General features: G+C 33.1%; 18 protein-coding genes and 1 pseudogene. 13 read left to right on the forward strand and 6 right to left on the reverse strand.

Going from position 1 to position 19,949, the window contains the following annotated elements; translation table 11 throughout:
• The 4 genes and pseudogenes from CHB81_RS21920 to CHB81_RS21935 form a co-directional block, all read right to left on the reverse strand.
• Positions 1–307: pseudogene (locus CHB81_RS21920) on the reverse strand (hypothetical protein); the annotation flags it as partial.
• Between the two features lie 59 nt (positions 308–366).
• Entirely contained in the window at positions 367–1,218 is an 852-nt protein-coding gene (locus CHB81_RS21925; RefSeq protein ID WP_089353977.1) for a DUF4249 domain-containing protein, read from the reverse strand.
• Positions 1,219–1,221: 3 nt separating this feature from the next.
• Positions 1,222–3,501, reverse strand: a complete 2,280-nt coding sequence (locus CHB81_RS21930; RefSeq protein WP_089353978.1) for a TonB-dependent siderophore receptor — start codon at positions 3,499–3,501, stop codon at positions 1,222–1,224.
• 307 nt (positions 3,502–3,808) lie between these two features.
• Entirely contained in the window at positions 3,809–4,522 is a 714-nt protein-coding gene (locus tag CHB81_RS21935) for a pyridoxine 5'-phosphate synthase (protein ID WP_089353979.1), read from the reverse strand.
• A 116-nt stretch (positions 4,523–4,638) separates the two neighbouring features.
• Between CHB81_RS21935 and CHB81_RS21940 the strand changes: the two genes are divergently transcribed.
• The 8 genes from CHB81_RS21940 to murI all read left to right on the forward strand — a co-directional run bounded on the left by CHB81_RS21940 (position 4,639) and on the right by murI (position 13,063).
• Entirely contained in the window at positions 4,639–5,298 is a 660-nt protein-coding gene (locus tag CHB81_RS21940) for a CBS domain-containing protein (RefSeq protein WP_089353980.1), read from the forward strand.
• A gap of 90 nt (positions 5,299–5,388) precedes the next feature.
• Entirely contained in the window at positions 5,389–6,273 is an 885-nt protein-coding gene (locus CHB81_RS21945; RefSeq protein WP_089353981.1) for an NAD kinase, read from the forward strand.
• Positions 6,274–6,446: 173 nt separating this feature from the next.
• Complete coding sequence (locus CHB81_RS21950; RefSeq protein WP_089353982.1) at positions 6,447–7,136, forward strand: DUF6089 family protein; 690 nt, start codon at positions 6,447–6,449, stop codon at positions 7,134–7,136.
• Between the two features lie 4 nt (positions 7,137–7,140).
• Positions 7,141–7,881, forward strand: a complete 741-nt coding sequence (locus CHB81_RS21955; protein WP_089353983.1) for an isoprenyl transferase — start codon at positions 7,141–7,143, stop codon at positions 7,879–7,881.
• Positions 7,814–10,555: an outer membrane protein assembly factor gene (locus CHB81_RS21960; protein WP_089353984.1), complete on the forward strand. Its 2,742-nt coding sequence runs from the start codon at positions 7,814–7,816 to the stop codon at positions 10,553–10,555. The genes CHB81_RS21955 and CHB81_RS21960 overlap by 68 nt, the downstream gene beginning before the upstream one ends.
• 43 nt (positions 10,556–10,598) lie before the next feature.
• The gene (locus CHB81_RS21965) at positions 10,599–11,615 is read left to right on the forward strand and encodes an OmpH family outer membrane protein (protein WP_089353985.1); all 1,017 of its coding nucleotides are present in this window, start codon (positions 10,599–10,601) and stop codon (positions 11,613–11,615) included.
• A 17-nt stretch (positions 11,616–11,632) separates the two neighbouring features.
• Complete coding sequence (locus tag CHB81_RS21970) at positions 11,633–12,133, forward strand: OmpH family outer membrane protein (protein WP_089353986.1); 501 nt, start codon at positions 11,633–11,635, stop codon at positions 12,131–12,133.
• A gap of 150 nt (positions 12,134–12,283) precedes the next feature.
• On the forward strand, positions 12,284–13,063 hold the full coding sequence (gene murI, locus CHB81_RS21975) for a glutamate racemase (protein WP_089353987.1): 780 nt from the start codon (positions 12,284–12,286) through the stop codon (positions 13,061–13,063).
• Between the two features lie 4 nt (positions 13,064–13,067).
• Here murI and CHB81_RS21980 read toward each other — a convergent pair whose 3' ends face one another.
• Together CHB81_RS21980 and CHB81_RS21985 are read right to left on the reverse strand one after the other, a co-directional pair.
• Positions 13,068–14,303 carry an aromatic hydrocarbon degradation protein gene (locus CHB81_RS21980; RefSeq protein ID WP_089353988.1) on the reverse strand — a complete coding sequence of 412 codons (1,236 nt, stop codon included), beginning with the start codon at positions 14,301–14,303 and terminating at the stop codon, positions 13,068–13,070.
• Entirely contained in the window at positions 14,304–15,632 is a 1,329-nt protein-coding gene (locus tag CHB81_RS21985; protein WP_089353989.1) for a DUF4270 family protein, read from the reverse strand.
• A gap of 230 nt (positions 15,633–15,862) precedes the next feature.
• On the opposite strand from CHB81_RS21985, the gene CHB81_RS21990 reads away from it, so the two are divergent.
• Genes CHB81_RS21990 through CHB81_RS22010 form a run of 5 tightly spaced genes read left to right on the forward strand, consistent with a single transcriptional unit; the run spans position 15,863 to position 19,884 of the window.
• Complete coding sequence (locus CHB81_RS21990; protein WP_089353990.1) at positions 15,863–16,705, forward strand: DUF6268 family outer membrane beta-barrel protein; 843 nt, start codon at positions 15,863–15,865, stop codon at positions 16,703–16,705.
• Between the two features lie 16 nt (positions 16,706–16,721).
• Positions 16,722–17,729 carry a kelch repeat-containing protein gene (locus tag CHB81_RS21995; RefSeq protein ID WP_089353991.1) on the forward strand — a complete coding sequence of 336 codons (1,008 nt, stop codon included), beginning with the start codon at positions 16,722–16,724 and terminating at the stop codon, positions 17,727–17,729.
• Positions 17,719–18,051 carry a DUF4907 domain-containing protein gene (locus CHB81_RS22000; RefSeq protein ID WP_089354040.1) on the forward strand — a complete coding sequence of 111 codons (333 nt, stop codon included), beginning with the start codon at positions 17,719–17,721 and terminating at the stop codon, positions 18,049–18,051. Before CHB81_RS21995 ends, CHB81_RS22000 begins: the two co-directional genes overlap by 11 nt.
• Complete coding sequence (locus tag CHB81_RS22005; protein ID WP_089353992.1) at positions 18,052–19,161, forward strand: sensor histidine kinase; 1,110 nt, start codon at positions 18,052–18,054, stop codon at positions 19,159–19,161.
• A gap of 12 nt (positions 19,162–19,173) precedes the next feature.
• Positions 19,174–19,884 (forward strand): intradiol ring-cleavage dioxygenase, encoded by a 711-nt coding sequence (locus CHB81_RS22010; protein WP_089353993.1) that lies wholly within the window; start codon positions 19,174–19,176, stop codon positions 19,882–19,884.
• The last annotated feature ends 65 nt before the right edge of the window (positions 19,885–19,949 follow it).

Raw genomic sequence — 19,949 nt, forward strand, 5'->3', positions numbered from 1 at the left:
CTTTTTTCCATTTTAAAACTATGGAAATATCGGGAATATTAAATCTTATACCAGCCTGCATCAAGCTAAGGGATTCCTTTTCTATGATATTGAGCACTTTTAGCTTAAATTCGGCTGAATAGCTTTGATTCATTCGTGGCAATAAACCAATTTTACCATATGCCTTATAAAAACTGACCCACTTACGAATATTCCATCTTGGAGTCTGTTTTAATTTTGAAACATATCCATCTGAATAATGCTTCTTTAAAACCAATTCTACACATTCTAACTTAAATGCATAGTCATACTTTACTTTTCTTTCCATAAAAAATGCCCCAAATAGTGTCTAACTTTTTGGGGCATGTTCAATCATTCAAATCGGCTTTATTTTTTTGGAGGTGTTTTTACAACTAAAATACTTTTTCCATATCCTGCCCAAATACCAATTCCTCCTTTTATATTAGATTTCAAACTTGCATTTGCCGGATAAATTGGGTTTTTACTGTTTACAATTTCGTTTTGCCAACTGTTCCAGAAATCTAAAGCATCTTTATCCTGCGTTCTTAATTTTACATAAATCAAATCTCCATCAGCAAAATAGGGCGTAAACTTTGTTTTGGGAAAAAGTAAAACCCCTCTGTTAATTTGTACCGAAACTTGTGATGTGCTAAAGTTTTTATCATCTAAATTACCATAAAACGAAGGAACAAAAATAGGTTCTTCACCATCGATTTTTGTCGCAATTTGATAGTAGTTTTTCTCGTTTACAGGATCATCAAATTTTACAAAAATATATCCTGTTGTATCCGTCGCATTCTTCTTTATATATTCGGCACTTTTAAGCGGGACTGATTTTGGAACTTTGGTTATTGCTGTTACAATTCTATTTAAATATTCAATTTTAAGCGAATATTCTTTTCCTGCTTCTGCTTTTAAGGTTGACCCAAAATACACAAATGGAGGAACTCTGTTTTTGTCATTTTTAACTCTTAAAACTTCTGATGTCTGCCCGTCAGAAATAGTGATTTTTGCCGATCTGATTACGTGATTCAAAACATTTGTAGAATCAATAACATCTGTAACCGGAATACTGCTCGAAAGCAAAACCTGAGCGTAATCGCCTTCTTCTATCCAACCTTCGACTACAACTTTAGATTCAATATTTTGCTCGATAAAATCATCTTTGGAACAACTTGTTAATAGTAGTGCAAAAAGAAATAGTATATATTTTTTCATCTTTTAAAATTTAAATCTCCAGCTTATTGAAGGTAATATTCGATACAAAACTTTCTCTTCTTGTTTTACAACCACACTATTTTTATCTTTATTTACCTGAACATCCAGCACGACATAAATTGGATTATCAATATTGAATGTATTATAAATAGAAAAATTCAAAGCGCTTTCTTTTTTATTCGTTTTCACGAAAAAGTAATTTACCGAAAGATCCGTTCTGATATAATTCGGCATTTGTGCGTTGTTATATCCTGAATATTCTTTGACTGGATTATTATTAATAAAATACCAGGAAGTTGGCATTGTAAATCGGTTTCCGGAACTAAATATCTGTGTAACGCCAAAATTCCATTTTGAATTTAAATCATACATTCCCACTAACGAAAGATTATGACGGCGGTCATATTTTGCAAAATAAGTATTTCCGTTATTCAATTCGTCGAAATTTCGATCAGACCAACTTAACGTATAACTTAACCAGCCTGTAAATCTTCCGTTGCTTTTTTTCAACATCATTTCGAATCCGTATGCTTTTCCTTTTCCAACCAACAAATCATTCTTTAGTGTGGTCGTTTCATTAAACTGCGTAATTCCATATGGATATTCAAGTAAATCTTTCATTGAGCGATAAAATCCTCCAAAAGAAGAACTAAAGTTTCTCGAAATATTCTGATTGGAACCAATAGAGAATTCGTCTGAAGATTGTGGTTTTATTCCATCTGAACTGGCGATCCAAAAATCAGTCGGAATTCCAACACTCGAAGTCGTTATTAAACTTAAATATTGATATTGTTTATTATAAGAAGCATAAAAAGAATATTTGTCACTTGGATAATAATTCAAGATCACTCTTGGCTGAAAATGCAAATATGAATCCTTAGATCCTGAAGTATAATAGTTGATTCTGAGTCCTAATTCGGCAATTAGATTCTCAAATATCTTTGGCTTTGCGGTTGTAAAAACAGCCGCTTCATTGGCATTAATTGTACTATTTTGAGATGCATTATTATTGGATGTCAGATTTTCGACATTGACCTTTTGAGGTTGTAAATCATGATAAACATATTGCAAACCCGATTCAAAAGGAATGTTTTTAACAGAATAACGCACTGAATTTGTAAAGCCAAAATCTTTTACATAAGAAGAAACTCCAAACTGAATTGTTGCTTGTTCCATATCCAGATTATTAGAATATTGTGTAAAATAAACCGAATTTGACATACTTACTTTAGGCGAAAATGTGGTAACCAAAGTTGGAGAAACTGTAAAATTACTCCATTTTAAATTGGTTTTCAGCGCCAGATTTCCATCATTGATTTTCAGTTCGTCTCCGCTAATAAAAGCATCGATAGAAAATAAATTCTTCTTTGAAATCTGAGACAAAAAGCTAATATTTCCATCTGAAAAACCATATTTCATATCCTGAACGTCATTATTCTTGGAACCTGAACGCAATAATGGTGCAACGATTTCGTCAATATATGTTTTTCTGCCTGAGATATAAAAGCCGGATTTTTTTGTCACAGGAATTGCCACACTTAATTGTGACGCCAAGATCCCAACATTTCCTTGTATTCCAAATTCAGAAGGTATTGTTTTATTTGGAAGCAAAAGTGTTGTAGAACTCAAACGTCCGCCATATTTAGCATTCGAACTGGATTTATCAAATTCTACCTCCTTAATATGATCTGTGTTGTAGAAAGGAAAAATTCCCAATAAATGCGACATTCCATATATAGGTGTTCCGTTGTATAAAATCGCGTTGTGTCCGGGATCTCCGCCTCTTACATATAAATATCCATTTGCATCACCAGAATTCTGAACTCCGGGCGTTAACTGTAAAAGTTTTATAATATCTGTGGTTCCTAAAACGGTTGGAACTCCGGATAACTCTTTTAAATTGAAGGATAATTTACCACCGGATAAACTCGTGATTCCTCTTTTTTTGTCATTGGCTATTACTACTTCCTTTAAAAGTGAAATATCTTTTTCTAATACAATCGAAATTACGGTGTCTTTTGTAAAATTAAAATGAATCGTTTTATTAAGATAACCCAATTGGTCAATCGCAATTTCGATTTTTCCCAACGGAATATTTTGTAAAAAATTACCAATAGAATCTGAGATTGCGTAGTAATGCTGGTTATTTCTATTGAAAGAAATACTTGTACCAACAAGATTTTCGTTTTCGGAAGATTTTATGTTTCCAATAATATTGCCTTTAGATTGCGCAAATACATTGGAAAAACAGAATAAAAAGAAGAGAATTATAGTTTTCGGCACTTGGTTTTAATAAGAAAAATGCGAAAATAATCAATTATAAATCAATTCTGTGAAGTAAATATTTTATTTTTTTTAGTTAAATCTCGTGCATTAAAAAGTGTATCGAAACCGAGAAGCCGCATGAGGGATAATAGTGGAAATCCTTCTGTTTTTTTTCTAAACAGAAGATCAAAACGAATAGCCCGACCCGCTCCCGAGGTTTCGGGACTGCGGGTCATGCCCTACTCTTTTTATTTCAATTTATTTAATAGAAAAAAATCTTCAAAATCAAATTGTGACGCATTACGTCACAAATTTAAAACCCATATTATTTCAATTTATTCAAATACATATTCACCACATTATCTAAACCTAGATAAAGCGCTTCTGAAATTAAAGCATGTCCAATAGAAACTTCCAACAAACCCGGTATATTTTGATTGAAAAACTGAACATTATCCAGACTTAAATCATGACCTGCATTGATTCCTAAACCTAATTCGTTTGCCAATTTTGCAGCTTCGACATAAGGATCGATTCCGTTTTTATTTCCAAGACTGTATTGATGTGCAAAAGCTTCGGTATATAATTCAATACGATCAGTTCCCGTTTTTTTGGCTCCTTCGATAATTTCCAAAACCGGATCAACAAAAATCGAAGTTCTGATTCCGTTGCGCTTAAACTCCTGAACAACTTCTATTAAATACGACTCATTTTTAATAGTATCCCAACCCGCAGAAGATGTTATTGCTCCAATTGCGTCGGGAACTAAAGTTACTTGCGTTGGTTTGCATTCTAATACTAAATCGATAAAATTATGTTGAGGATTTCCTTCAATATTATATTCGGTATGAACGATTGCTTTTAGATCACGCGCATCCTGATAACGGATGTGACGCTCGTCCGGACGTGGGTGAATTGTGATTCCCTGAGCTCCGAAATTCTGAATATCTGTGGCAACTTTTAATAAATCAGGAACATTTCCGCCACGTGCATTCCTTAAGGTTGCAATTTTATTGATATTTACACTTAACTTTGTCATATAAATAGATAATTAATTCTAGTAACACTATATTTGTTACGACAAAAATACAAAGTAAAACGTAGCAGTTTTTGCTATTTTTTGATTATTTTGCATCAAATATCTTCAATTGATTTATGACAGAAATTACTAATTATATCACCAATGATTTCAGAGCGATTGATAGTCAGGAAACGATAGCCTCTGTTCAGGACTTTTTTGCGGATTTGAATTTTTCGCATTTTCCGGTTTTGGAAAACGGAATTTTCATTGGAAGTATCGCTTCTGACGATGTCGAAACTTTTGACACGGATAAAAAAGCTATTGATTACAAATATACTTTAGAACGTTTCTTTGCCAGAAAATCAATGCTTTGGCTGGATGTTTTAGAAGTTTTTGCAAAAAATCACACCAACGTAATTCCCGTTCTTGACGAAAACAATGCCTATATAGGTTATTATGAAATGGAAGATATCATGAAATTTTTTCAGGAGACTCCATTTTTAAAAGAACAAGGCGGAATAATTATTGTCCAAAAAGGTCTTTTAGATTATTCTATGGGTCAGGTAACTCAGATTGTAGAGAGTAATAACGGTAAAATTTTAGGCTGTTTTATATCTGAAGCTGATTTGGAAAATGTTCAAATCACGATAAAAATTGGCGTTGGTCCAATGAATGAAATCATCCAGACTTTTAGACGCTATAATTACGAAATCGTCTCAGAACATCAGGAAGACGCCTATATTAATAGCTTAAAAGAACGTTCAGATTACTTAGATAAGTATCTTAATATATAGTATTGCTTGTTGAATCGGTTAATTGTTTAATCGTTTTAACGAAGAAAATTAACGATTAAACAATTAAACAAAAAATCGATTAAACATCAGATGAAAGTAGCCATATACGGACAGTATTATCAAAACAGTACCGAACCTATTATTAAGGACATTTTTCTATTCTTCAATTCCAATAATGTAGAAATGGTAATTGAAGAAAACTTTTTAAAAATGCTTTACGAAAAACAACTCATTGACAATGAATATGAAACTTTTTCGGCTAGTACATCTTTAGATAATAGTTTTGAAATGCTAATTAGTATTGGTGGTGACGGAACCATTTTAAGAGCAGCAACATTAGTTCGTGATTCTGGCGTTCCTATTTTAGGAATCAATGCCGGAAGATTAGGGTTCTTGGCTACAGTTCAAAAAGAAAACATAGATAGCTTTTTACAATTTGTCATTGATAAGAATTACACTACCTCCGAAAGAACTTTATTAAGCCTTACTTGTGATCCAAAAAACGAAGCGATTGAAGATTTGAATTTTGCCATGAATGAGGTTACGGTGAGCCGAAAAGATACTACATCGATGATTACAGTAGAAACTTACTTAAACGATGAATATTTAAATTCTTACTGGGCAGACGGTTTAATTATCTCAACTCCTACCGGTTCTACCGGATATTCATTGAGTTGCGGCGGTCCATTATTAACTCCGGATGTTAAAAGCTTAGTGATAACACCTATCGCTCCTCATAATTTAACAGCAAGACCACTTGTTATTCCGGATGATACAGTAGTAAAACTGCGTGTTTCCGGACGAGAAGATCAATATTTAGTTTCTCTGGACTCCAGAATAGCTTCTGTAAAAAACGAATCCATTCTTACCATCACGAAAACTGACTTTAAAATAAAAATGGTCGAAATACCAGGTGAAACTTTCTTGAAAACATTAAGAAATAAGCTACTCTGGGGAGAAGACAAAAGAAACTAAGTCTTTTTCTGACACTCACCTATACGATAATACCACTTTTTCTCGTTCTGCATGTATTGAATCCTCATTAAATGTCTGAAATTCATATTGTAAATTGAAAAAAAAGCACATTTAACTAAAGCAACGTTGATTCGTATCGATAATTATTATATTTGCACGCAATTTTGAATTAAATGAAGAAAATTTTTAATTTATTGTTATGTTTTTTCCCCTTTATCACACTAAATGCTCAAATCAATGAGATTGGTGTTTTTCTTGGTGGAAGCAACTTTGTTGGTGACGTAGGAAGTACAACCTATATTGCACCGGAAAAACTAGCTTTTGGTGTTTTGTATAAATGGAACAAGAGTCCACGCCATTCTTATCGTTTTTCGTACACACAGTCATCTGTTAGCGGAAACGATTACGATTCAAAAGAAACGGGACGAAATAAGAGAGGTTACAGTTTTGAAAACACAGTACAAGAATTATCCGCCGGTTTAGAATTTAATTTTTTTGATTTTAATTTACACGATTATCATCCAAAAGTTACTCCTTATATATACTCAGGATTAAGTTATTTTAGGTTTGATGAAATATACCGACAAGCATCCAATCCAAATTTAACTACATCACAAAGATCGGGTTCATTTGCGATACCTATAATATTAGGTGTAAAATCGAATATCGCAACGCATTGGGTTTTAGGCGCTGAAGTTGGAGCTCGCTACACTTTTACAGATGATATTGATGGAAGTAATCCTAATACAAGCAACACGAATATAAAAAAATTCGGGAATTTAAATAATAATGACTGGTATGTCTTCTCAGGTATAACTTTAACTTATACCTTTGGACAAAAACCTTGCTATTGCGCAGAATAATACAATGAATTTAATAGACTCTATAGATCACACAAATTTACCCAAACATTTGGCCATTATCATGGACGGAAATGGTCGTTGGGCCAAACAACAAGGCTTTTTAAGAGCTTTTGGCCATGAAAATGGGACTAAATCTGTAAAAAAAACAATTACTACTTGCGCCAAACTTGGTATTGAGTATCTTACCCTTTATGCTTTTTCTACAGAAAATTGGAATCGCCCAAAACTTGAGGTTGAAGCATTAATGAAAATATTAATCAATTCTCTAAAAAAAGAGCTAGTTACTCTACAAGAAAACAACATCAGACTAAATGCAATTGGTAATCTTGAAAAATTACCAAAATCTGCCCAAAAAGAGCTTCTTGATGTAATCGATAAAACCAAAAACAATACACGTCTCACGCTAACATTGGCTTTAAGTTACGGATCACGAGAAGAATTGGTAAATGCCGTTAGAATCATCAGTGATAAAGTTAAAAATAATATAATTTCAATAGACACTATTGACGATTCAATTATAAATGAGCATCTTTACACGCAAAATTTACCTGATGTAGATTTATTAATACGAACAAGTGGAGAACATAGAATAAGTAATTTTTTGCTGTGGCAGATAGCCTATGCAGAATTATATTTTACTAATGTCTTGTGGCCAGACTTTAAAGATCAAGATTTATATGAGGCTATTATTAGTTATCAAAAAAGAGAACGTAGATTTGGAAAAACCAGTGAACAAATTAAATAATTTTTTAGTGTTACAAAAAAGAGTACAAATAGCCCTTACCCTTCTTCTTTTGGGTAGTTTTTCACAAATAAAAGCACAAGATAGAGTTCCTTTTGATCAAGGGAAAAAATATATTCTTGCTAAAGTTTCTGTTGTTGGTAAAATAAGCTTCAATGAACAAACTGTAGTTACCTTTTCCGGTCTTCAAAAAGGGCAGGAAATAACCGTCCCTGGTGAAGAAATCAGTGGCGCAATTAAAAAATTAGGTAAACTTGGTCTTTTCGACGAAATCGCCTTCTATATTAATAAGGTAGAAAATGATAGTATTTATCTAGATTTAAATATTGTCGAACTACCTAAATTAAACGAAGTCAAATTTGTTGGTATTAAGAAAAGTAAGGTCGAAGGATTAATTAAAGACAATAACTTAACGAAGAGTAAAATTGTCAACGAAAATTTAATTACTACCACTAAAAACTATATAGAAAACAAATACAAAAAAGACGGTTTCTATAATACCAAAGTTACCATCACCACTACTCCGGATACTATAAACGGGCACCAGGTAAACATGCTCGTACGGGTAGACAAAGGTGATAAAGTAAAAATAAGCAGCATCGACTTCATTGGAAATAAGCAACTTACAGACTCACAGTTAAGAAGCGCAATGAAAGATACAAAGCAAAAAAATGTACTTCGCATTTTAAAAGCTTCAAAATTTATTCCTGAAAAATACAAAACCGACTTAGAAAAGGTTATTTCTGCATATAAAGAAAAAGGATTTAGAGATGCTCGTATCATATATGATTCTGTTGTTTACAACAAGGAAAAAAATATGCTTGCAATAAAAATTAATCTGGAAGAAGGAAATAAATATTACTTTGGAAACATTAAGTTTTTAGGAAATACCGTTTATACAGATCAATTGTTAAGCCGCTATTTAGGAATCAAAAAAGGAGAAACCTATAATGGTGTTTTACTTGAAAAAAGAATTGCTGATAAATCAAAACCTGATGCTGAAGATATAACAAACTTATACCAAAACAATGGTTATTTGTTTTCGAACATCAATGCGGTAGAGGTAAAAACAGTAAATGATACTATCGATTTTGAAATTAGAGTTACCGAAGGTCCTATTGCTTATTTCAATAAAATTTCGGTAGTTGGTAACGACAAAACAAATGACCACGTTATTTACCGTGAGCTTAGAACTAAGCCAGGAGAAAAATACAGTAAAGAACAATTAGTTAGAACAATTCGTGAAATTGGACAATTAGGATTCTTTGATCCTGAGGCAATTGAACCAAAGTTCAAAAACGTAGATGCCGGAGCAGGAACTGTTGATATCGAATACAATGTTGTAGAAAAAGGATCCAGTCAGGTTGAGCTTCAAGGAGGTTACGGTGGTGGAGGTTTCATTGGTACGTTAGGTTTATCATTTAACAACTTCTCTGCCAGAAAACTTTTTGACAAAGATGCCTACAAGCCTTTACCAATGGGAGATGGCCAAAAAGTAGCACTACGCTTACAAGGAAGTACTTATTTCCAAACGTATAGTTTATCATTCTCAGAACCATGGTTTGGAGGAAAAAAACCAGTACAGTTTAGTTCATCTATTTCATATAGTAAACAATTTCTTAATAATTATGTTACCAGAAGTGTTGATAAAAGCAAAAGTTTTAATATTTTTACCCTTCAAGTTGGTTTAGCAAAAAGACTAACAGTGCCGGATGATTATTTTGTATTATCACAATCTGTAAGTTACCAACATTATGATTTGAATAATTATAACACAGGTTTGTTTACCTTTGGTAATGGTGCGTCAAGAAACTTAGCATACACAATAGGACTTTCCAGAAGTAATAAAGGGGTTAACCCAATATTCCCAACGTACGGATCTGAGTTTAGTGTTTCTGCAAAGATTACTCCTCCATACTCATTATTTAATGGTATTGATTATGGCGATTTGGCAAATCAGAAAGAGTATAAAGAGAGATGGACCGGAGATTCAGGTTTTGGTGCTGATGGAAAACCATTAAACAATGGTGATTATATCAAAGCAGGAACTACTGGAACAGTAAGTGTTGGATCTGATTATGCTAGTGCAGATACAGACCAGGGTAAAGTCGATCAGAAAAGATATAATTGGTTAGAATATTATAAAATTAAATTTAAAGCTGATTGGTATACTAAAGTGTATGGTAAATTAGTTTTAAGAACATTGACTGAGTTTGGTTTCTTAGGAGCCTATGATCAGGCAAGAGGAGTTGTACCGTTTGAACGTTTTTATTTAGGAGGAGACGGAATGGCGCAATACTCAATGGATGGTAGAGAAACAATAGGATTAAGAGGGTACAAAAACAGCTCTTTAACTCCTGTAAATGCTAACGGAGATCAAATTGGAGCAACAATTTATAACAAATTCTCTATGGAATTACGTTATCCGATTACATTGAAATCGTCAGCATCTATTTATGTATTAACGTTTTTAGAAGCTGGGTCATCATATCCAACGTTTAAAGCATATAACCCATTCGATTTATACCGTTCAGCAGGTGCTGGTTTACGTGTATTTATGCCGGCATTTGGATTATTAGGTATTGATTTTGGATACGGATTTGATGCTGCACCAGGAACGCCATCTAATAAACCTAACGGTTGGGAACCGCACTTTATCATAGGGCAACAGTTCTAGATAAAATAAATTTTGGTTAAAAATTTCCAAATAAAGTAATGTTATGAGAAAACAGTTTTTATTTATATTTTTAGCTTTGATTGTAGCTAATACAAGTCAGGCACAAGGAAAAACGACTAGGATTGGCTACATCGATATGGAATACATTTTGGAAAACGTTTCTGATTATAAAGAAGCGAAAGCCCAATTAGAGTTAAAAGCTCAAAAATGGAAACAAGAAATAGAAACCAAAAAGCTAAACATTAATACTCTTAAAGAAAGTCTCAAAGCCGAAAAAGCTTTACTTACTAAAGAGCTAATTGATGAAAGAGAAACTGAAATCAAATTTCTTGAAGACGAAATGTTGGATTACCAACAAAAACAATTTGGTGCTGACGGAAGTTTAATTCACCAAAAAAAGGCGTTGGCAAAGCCTATACAAGATCAGGTTTTTACAGCTGTTCAAGATATAGCTGAAGCTAAAAATTATGACTTTGTATTTGACAAATCATCAGATTTAACAATGCTTTTTAGCAACAAACGATTTGACATTAGTGATCAGGTTTTACGTATTTTAAACAGAACCGACAAGCGTGAGCAGTTGACTAAAAAACAATTAAAAGACCAGGAAGCTAAAGAAAGCAAAGAAAATGCCATCGATGAAAATCCTGCATTGCAAGACAGACAAAAGGCATTGGACGAAAAGAAAGCTGCCAGAGATAAACTAATCGAAGACAGACGATTAGAGCAGGAGGCTAAGAAAAAAGAATACGACGACAGAAGAAAAGCAATACAAGCCGAGAGAGAGGCCAAAAAAAATGGCACGGTTTCTGAAACAGCAAAAACAACTGACGCTCCTAAAACAACAGATGCAACAGGAAAAACTGTAACACCGGCAGCAGCTGGAACTGAAACAACACCGGCGACACCAGCAGTTAATAAAGCAGAAGAAAGACAAAAACTTTATGAACAGCGCAAAAAAGAATTAGAGGAAAGAAGACAAAAAATCATACAGGAAAGAGAAGCGGCTAAAAAAGCAAAAGAAGCCGAAACACAGAAAGCAAATACGACCAATAATTAATTAATATTTTAAAAATGATGAAACAATTCAAAACTTTACTAATTGCTGCCATTTTAGTTTTAGGAGCAAGTAACACAATTAACGCACAAGCTAAGGTAGCTCATGTTGATGTTAGCGAGATTATGTCGAAAATGCCTGCAATGCTAGATGCTCAAAACCAATTACAAAAATTAAGCGGTACATATGATGCAGAATACAAAAAAATGGTTGACGAATATCAAGTAAAAATTAAAAAGTACGAGGCTGAAGCTGCAACAGTAACTGATGCTATAAATGGAGATCGTTCTAAAGAAGTTCAAGACATGCAAAAAAGAATTGTTGACTATAGAGACAATGCACAAAAAGAACTACAACAAAAAGAAACTGATATCGTAAAACCATTAATGGAAAAAGTAAGAGCTTCTATCCAAAAAGTTGGAAAAGCTAAAGGTTTCCAATATGTTCTTGACGGTTCTACTTTATTATTAGCTGATGGTCCAAACATTACTGCTGATGTTAAAAAAGACTTAGGATTCTAAGAAATAAATCTCATTATAAAAAATGGCTCAACTTTTTAAGTTTGAGCCATTTTTTTTACTTTCACAATTATGCACTTTTTTTATATTTTATTAGCTTAATTATTTGAAGTCCTGATTGTAGAAAAACCTAGAAATATGTAACTTTGTAATATGACGAACAACAATCCTATAGGCGTTTTTGATTCTGGTATTGGAGGAACTTCCATCTGGAGCGCCATTCATAATCTACTTCCAAACGAAAAAACAATTTACTTAGCCGATAGTAAAAATGCTCCTTATGGTCAAAGAACCAAAGAAGAGATTGTTACGTTGAGCAAAAAAAATGTTGATTTTCTACTAGAACAAAATTGTAAAATTATCGTTGTTGCCTGTAATACTGCTACAACAAATGCAATTCGAGAACTTCGTGCTGACTATGATGTTCCATTTATAGGAATTGAACCTGCAATAAAACCAGCAGCCACTAACTCAAAAACACAAGTAATTGGTATTCTTGCTACTAAAGGAACATTGAATAGTGAGCTGTTTAATAAAACAGCTGAGATGTTTCAGCATACTACAATAATTGAGCAAGTTGGTCACGGCCTTGTACAGCTTATTGAAGACGGAAATCTAAATTCTCCAGAGATGACTCAATTATTAGAATCATATTTACAACCAATGATTGATGCGAATATTGACTATCTGGTATTAGGTTGTAGCCATTATCCGTATTTGATTCCACAGATAAAAAAGATTCTGCCGGAGCATATTCAAATTATAGATTCGGGGGAAGCAGTTGCAAGACAAACTCAAAATGTCTTACGTGAAAAAGTAGGTTTTACAGATGCTCAAAATAGCAATGAACCTACATTTTATGTCAACTCAAATCCTGCAGTTTTAAAATCAATTTTAAATTATAAATATCCGGTAATCGAAAAAGATTTTTAAACCTCTATTCAATTTTTCGCTTAACGAACCATATTCCGTCCAGAGATAAATTCAAGGATAACTTATGATAGTTTTCTTTAATAAGATTATCTGAGATTCTTCCTTTTTGTCCATAGGAATAGGAAATATTTACAGCTGAAAATGTATTTTCGATTGGCAGCGAAATTCCAAATGAGATTGCCGCATTATTAATTCTTTTTCCGTCGATTTCAAGATAACCGGTATCAAAATTTACCCCTGTTGAATATTGAACTGTATCCCAATATCTCCTGACATTTTTCTTGGCACGATAAGAAAAACCAAGAGCAAATCTGTCCTGATTAACAAAATCTCCATATAATTCAGATTGATTGGTATTGTTCCATAAACTCTTTTCATAGTCAAGAGTCAGGTTTAAATTATTTTTAAAGCGTTTGCTAATCCCCACTCCCATTTCTAATGGCATATAATAATCATCAACATCACTTGCGACATCTGATTCTATACTTGTTGCGACATCATTTGTAATCGTTTGAACAGATTGTACTTTTGATGCGTTGATTTGAGTTGGCAGTTTAAAAGTTGTAGCAATTGTCAAAGTGGAATCGATTTTATATTGAGCACCAAACGTGGCTCGCAAACCATTATAGTTTGTCTTTTTACTCATTGTTGTAATTGAATTCGCAATCAGAAAACTTCTGTCATCGGTTGTATTTCCAAATAAAACAGCGGCTGAAACTCCCAGAGATAACTTTTTCCCAAATCGATATCCATATGAAAAATCAAAATTATTTAATCCGCCAGAACCTGCTGCAGTTAAATAGTAGAATTCCTGACTGTCTGTAATTGGTAATTTTAAATTAGAAATCTTAAATGCTGAACTTGAATAAGGACGCAAAGCAAGACTAAATCCCGAATTTTTAGTCACCGGAAATGCGAAAGCAATATGTGAAAATTGGAAATTATTTCGTTTTTCGCTTCTTGAACCGCTTTGATAAGTAGTTGCAATAGCTTTTCCTCCAATATCAAACATAAAGTGACTTTGAGGTAAATAACCTAATGATGCAGGATTTAAGTTGTTTATAAAAGTGTCAGAAGGCAATGCCATACCAGAAGATCCAATTGAGGGAAGTGAGCCAAAATCAGAATCGTATAAACTTCCAACTCCATACAATGAATAAGGAGAACTCGAAATACTTTGAGCAAATGAAGTCAACGACAATAAAATGGCGCAACTTAAATAAACTATTTTCTTTTTCATTTAATAAGAGATGTAATAAATTTTCAATTGAATTTTATTGTTCAAATGTTTTTGATCGCCTAAGACAACCCTGTTAACGGCTTTAGAAAGTACGGGTAAAGTAAGGATTAGGGAAGATTTAGAATCAGATTGTTTGAGCATTTCTTTTTGCAGAAATCCACCAATAGGAATTGTATAACCAATGTTTTCATTAAACTCATCGGTTTTTTTGTTTAAAATCCCGTACACTGTTTTACTTTGAGAATTCAGCAAAGGACCACTAACCCTATTTAAATTATCGGCTACATAAACACTTAGAGAATCAGATAAAGGATATTTATCCGAATACGAATTATTGACTGGTTTTAAAAGTAATTCGGCGGCAACAATTGCACCGCTCGCTGAGATACGTTTAAATTCTTTGATATTAGGAAAATCGATTCTGCAGGAAACTCCTGTTCCGGATTGAATAAAACCCTGATTTTCGGTTAAAGAACTTGTCAGCTTACTTGTTGGAACCGATAAATTCTGAAGCAAAGTTCCTGATTTATCAGATGAAATAGCATTAAACTGCTTTGATTTGTCAAGTATTGTAAAGTCAACAATATAAGGTGTTTCTTCGGTATCTGCCTGATATTTTGAATAATACAACCTGACTTTACTCGTGTTTGCACTAAAACCTATTACACTCGAAGAATTAGAAGCCGATGGCACCAAGACAAATCCTTTTAAATATTCTGTGAAAGTGTCAAAATCTGTGACTTCTCTTTTCTTTAATTTCTGAAAAAGTTCTTCGCCAAAAGCACTGCTCATTTTAATATTAATAGAATCTTTTTCTATTGGACGCGGCTTATACGAAATTGTTCCAAGACTTTCCGGGCTATAACTCAATGCCGAATTGTTATAGAAATTATTGTCTTCTGTATTGGGTTTTACCTTCTGGATCAAACGATGAATATCAAATGTCTGCACTTTTGTAGTGTCTCCAAAATAATAGTTATCGTATTTTAGAATCATAGAGATCGAATCAAAAACAAATTTCACTGCTTCTGTATCTGAACCGCTATTATTTAAAGCATATGTCGTAGTTGATAATTGAAAATAACTATCAGACTTTACTTTTCCAAAGAGAGGATCATCGTAATTGCCGATCAAAATTCGGCTTTGGCCAGAAGTTATAAGCGAATCCAAATTTATTGTAGACATCTCGACCGTCATAGTATCTACCAGAATAACTTTATTATTCAATGCCAAATAATCAGAGCCAACAACAAACTCACCCGCATCTGTATCAGTACCACATGAAATTAGCGATAACGCAAAAAAGAACATCAATATAAACTTGTGCATAATCAATTTTTTGAACAAATATAAAATGGACTCTTCTGCACAACACTATAACATATACCGTCACGCGTTTTTAGCCTATAAATAGCAAAAAAACATCTACAATACATATTTACCATCAAATCCTTCATTCGGCCTTAAAAAGGGGTGTTTAGTCTATCAAAAAGTACCATACATATATCTTCTTTTTTTTAAAACCATTACCCACCTACTTTTGAATCAATAATTAAGTAATGAAAGCAAGGTTTTTAATTTGGGTGATTTTTTCAATTTCATTTTTCAATATGAATGCACAGGAAAATTTTTCGGTAAATATGAATTTGAAAACGGAACCAACGGATAAAATTGATTTTAATGAAAGTAGTATTGGAATCAAGTTCAGCAAAGAATTAAATGCCAAAAATCAAATAACAAATACATTAGAATACTCGAGTCTGAAAGTGAATTATGATGTAATCAGTTTTAAAAACACCGAAGATCTTGATCAATTTAATAAGATCGAAAACAAGTTTGAAATTAAACATGAAATCTCAAATGCAACAAAATTGGAACTGGCAATTACTCCTTCTGCAAATTTTCAGCAAAACTTAGATGCTTCTGATTTTTCGCTTTTTGGAAGTTTTGATATCAGTCAACAATTCAATTCAAAGACAACTCTTAAAATTGGAGTGGCAAGATCAGCCATTTTTGGTTATCCCAAATTCATTCCAACTTTATCTGTAAATTATCAAATGAACGATCATAGTAATATGTTGCTTGGATTTCCAGATTCAAACATTTCATATTCAAACAATATTCGAAATAAATTCAGCCTGACGAATAGCTTTAATGGAACATTTTATCATTTAGATACTCCAAACAATTTCTATGAGAATGCTAACAAAGCGAGTTTATCACAAATGACTTCGGCATTTGAATACGAAAGAAATGTAACCAAAAACTGGTTTCTAAATTTTAAAGCCGGTTATGACTTTAACAAAAAATATAACCTGCAGGATAATGATAATCACAGAATCTATGATTTCAATACCGGCAATGGATATATTCTGGGGATTGGGATCAAATACAAACAATAAATAAATTTAATACACTATGAATAATTTAAAAAAAGGAATATTATTCGCGGCACTGTTTTCGAGCCTCTTTTTTATAGGCTGTAGTCATGATGATGACGATGATGATTTGGTAGGAAACTGGATTAAAAAATCTGCCTTTGATGGACCTGCACGATCTAGCGCGACTAGTTTTGTCATAGGAGATTTTGCTTATATCGCAACTGGTTATACTGGAGATGTATATTTAAAAGATTTATGGGCTTACAACTCTAACGGAGATTATTGGGAACAAAAAGCTGATTTTACCGGAGTTGGCAGAAGCTCTGCTTCAAGTTTTACACTTAACGGAAAAGGATATGTTGGTCTTGGTTATGACGGAACTAATAAATTGAAAGATTTCTATCAATATGATCCAACGGGTAATAGCTGGACTCAAAAAACAGATTTTGGAGGAACCGGACGTTATGGCGCAGTAGGTTTTCAGGTGAGCGGAAAAGCTTATTTTGGAACTGGTTACGACGGAAATTATCTGAAGGATTTCTATCAATATGATGATCAGGCAAATTCATGGACCCTTGTAAATGGATTTAGCGGAAACAAAAGACGTAATGCTACTGTTTTTGTAATTGATACTAAAGCGTATTTGGTGACTGGTATAAACAATGGTGTTTATCAGGAGGATTTCTGGGAATTTGATCCTTCAACTGATGTTTGGACGAGAAAACGTGACATTGATAAAGATACTGATGATGATCCTACTTACAACGACGATTATGCAATTGTACGTGCAAATGCATCTAGTTTTTCTATGAACGGGCTTGGATATGTTGTTGGTGGTGAAAGCATTAAAACCGTCTGGGAATACAATCCATCTACTGATTTATGGGTAGAGAGAACTCCAATGGAAGGTGCCACAAGAGCAGATGCCATAGGATTTGCGATAAACAATCGAGGGTTTTATATGTTGGGAAGAATAGGTTCAACTTACTTTGATGATGCCTGGGAGTTCAAACCTTTAGATGCACAAAATGACGATGATAATTAATACAAAATTAAAATTCTTCTGGGCTAAAATCCAGAAGAATTTATTGTTTCTTTTGCTTGTTTCGCAATTCGTTGCGTGTACAAAAAATGAAACTTTTAAAACCGAATCTTTCAAAACAAAATCTGGCTGGGGATATTCGATTGCTTATAAAAGTAAAATCATAATCAAGCAATCCATAATTCCGGTAATAAGTGATTCTAAAAGTTTTTCCACGGAAGATGATGCCTTAAAAGTAGCTCATTTAGTCGTTGAGAAACTCAATGAGCGGATATCGCCAACGGTAACGAAAAATGATTTAATTTTATTAAAAATAAAATTATAAATGAAAATAGATACCATTAAAAATACGAGTTCCAATAAAATTTTATTCCATTGTATGATATGGGTTTTCTTTATTCTGACTTCCTTGATTCAGTTTTACGAAAGTCCATTCAGGATCAATAATGACTTTTATGTACAATGGCTTACCGGAATTATTTTATTTTATCTGAACTATTTTTACTTGGTACCAGCATTGCTTTTGCAAAAAAAATATTGGCTCTATTTTACTTTTGTTCTTATTCTGATTTCTGTTTTTATGATTATCAGAATCAATTATTTTATCCCTGAGTTCAGACATTTAAGAACTCAGAATATCATACCTTCAAGAACAATCCCAATTGACCCCAATACTTTTCGGCCAGCCAAACATCTAAGACTGGAAATGAGACAACCTCTTTTTTTTAAAATCGGTCCATCACTTTTCTATATTTTAATTATTACTATTAGTGCGGCCATCAGAACGCTGACAGAATTTTATAACAACCAACAAAACAAACTTATTGCCGAGACACATCGAACAAATACTGAGTTGATTTATTTGCGCAAACAAACCAATCCGCATTTTTTATTCAATTCATTAAATAGTATTTATTCTTTGGCTCACAAGAAATCTGATTTGGTCCCCGATGCCATCGTCACGTTATCTGAACTAATGCGTTATATGCTTTATGAAACAGATAATAAAACGGTGGCTTTGGAAAAAGAAATCAACTATATTCAAAATTATATCGACTTACAAAAGCTCAGACTTAATAATATTGAAGACATTGTTATCAATGTTCATGGAGACACAAAAAACAAATTTATTGAGCCATTATTGCTTATTTCATTTGTTGAAAATGCTTTCAAATACGGTACAGATTATAAAGGTGCTGCTCACGTAAAAATTAAGATTTTTATTTTGGAAAACAGTCTTGATTTCTGGATCGAAAACACAATTGAAAACTATCTAAAAGATCCTGAAAATTCAGGAATTGGATTAGTAAACATTCAAAATAGACTGGATCTGCTTTATCCGGATGCTCACGAACTAACAATCACACAAGACAGCGATTTTTATCGTGTGCATTTGAATTTAAAGTTAGATGAAATTCAAAATACAATCAATTAAACACAACAAATCATGGATAGAAAAAAATTCATTAGAAATAGTATATTAGGAATTGCATCTTTGGCAACAGCCTCTAAAATATTAGAATCATGTTCTAAAAGTGACAATGACGATTCAGTCACAAATTCGTCTACCGACGGAAGCTGTACTGTTTCTCCCGCTGAAACGAAAGGCCCATTCCCTATTAAAACACCAAGCCAACTGGTATTAGAAAACATAAAATCTGATCGAATTGGCGTTGCTTTACTTATTAATCTGACGATCCAAAATAAAAACAATAATTGCTCTCCTTTACAAGGTGTTTTAGTAGATGTCTGGCATTGTGATAAAGATGGAAATTACTCTGAATATGGAGGAACTTCAATGCAGCAAACTGATTATACTTCGGTTCATTTTTTAAGAGGCAGACAAACGACAAATTCCAAAGGAGAAGTTTCCTTTATTTCTATTTTCCCGGGTTGGTATCAAGGCAGAGCTCCACACGTGCATGTCGAAATAATGACCAGCAACGGTACATCGTTATTAGTAACACAAATTGCTTTTCCTGAAAATATATCTACCGAAGTGTATTCGAGTACCAATTATGCTGCCCACGGTCAGGCTGATACTTCTAACACAAAAGACAATGTTTTTTCAGATAGTTTAGCCAACGAATTGGCAACATTAACAGGTAATCTAACTGATGGTTATACCTTAAGCAAGACTATTACAGTAAACGGGTAGTTTGAAAATGAATTTGTTTTTTTATGAAAATTTTAAAACTTAATTCATTGGTTTAAAACTACTTT

Origin of the sequence: Flavobacterium sp. ov086 (assembly GCF_900187965.1) — a bacterium.
In the GTDB taxonomy this organism is placed as follows: domain Bacteria; phylum Bacteroidota; class Bacteroidia; order Flavobacteriales; family Flavobacteriaceae; genus Flavobacterium.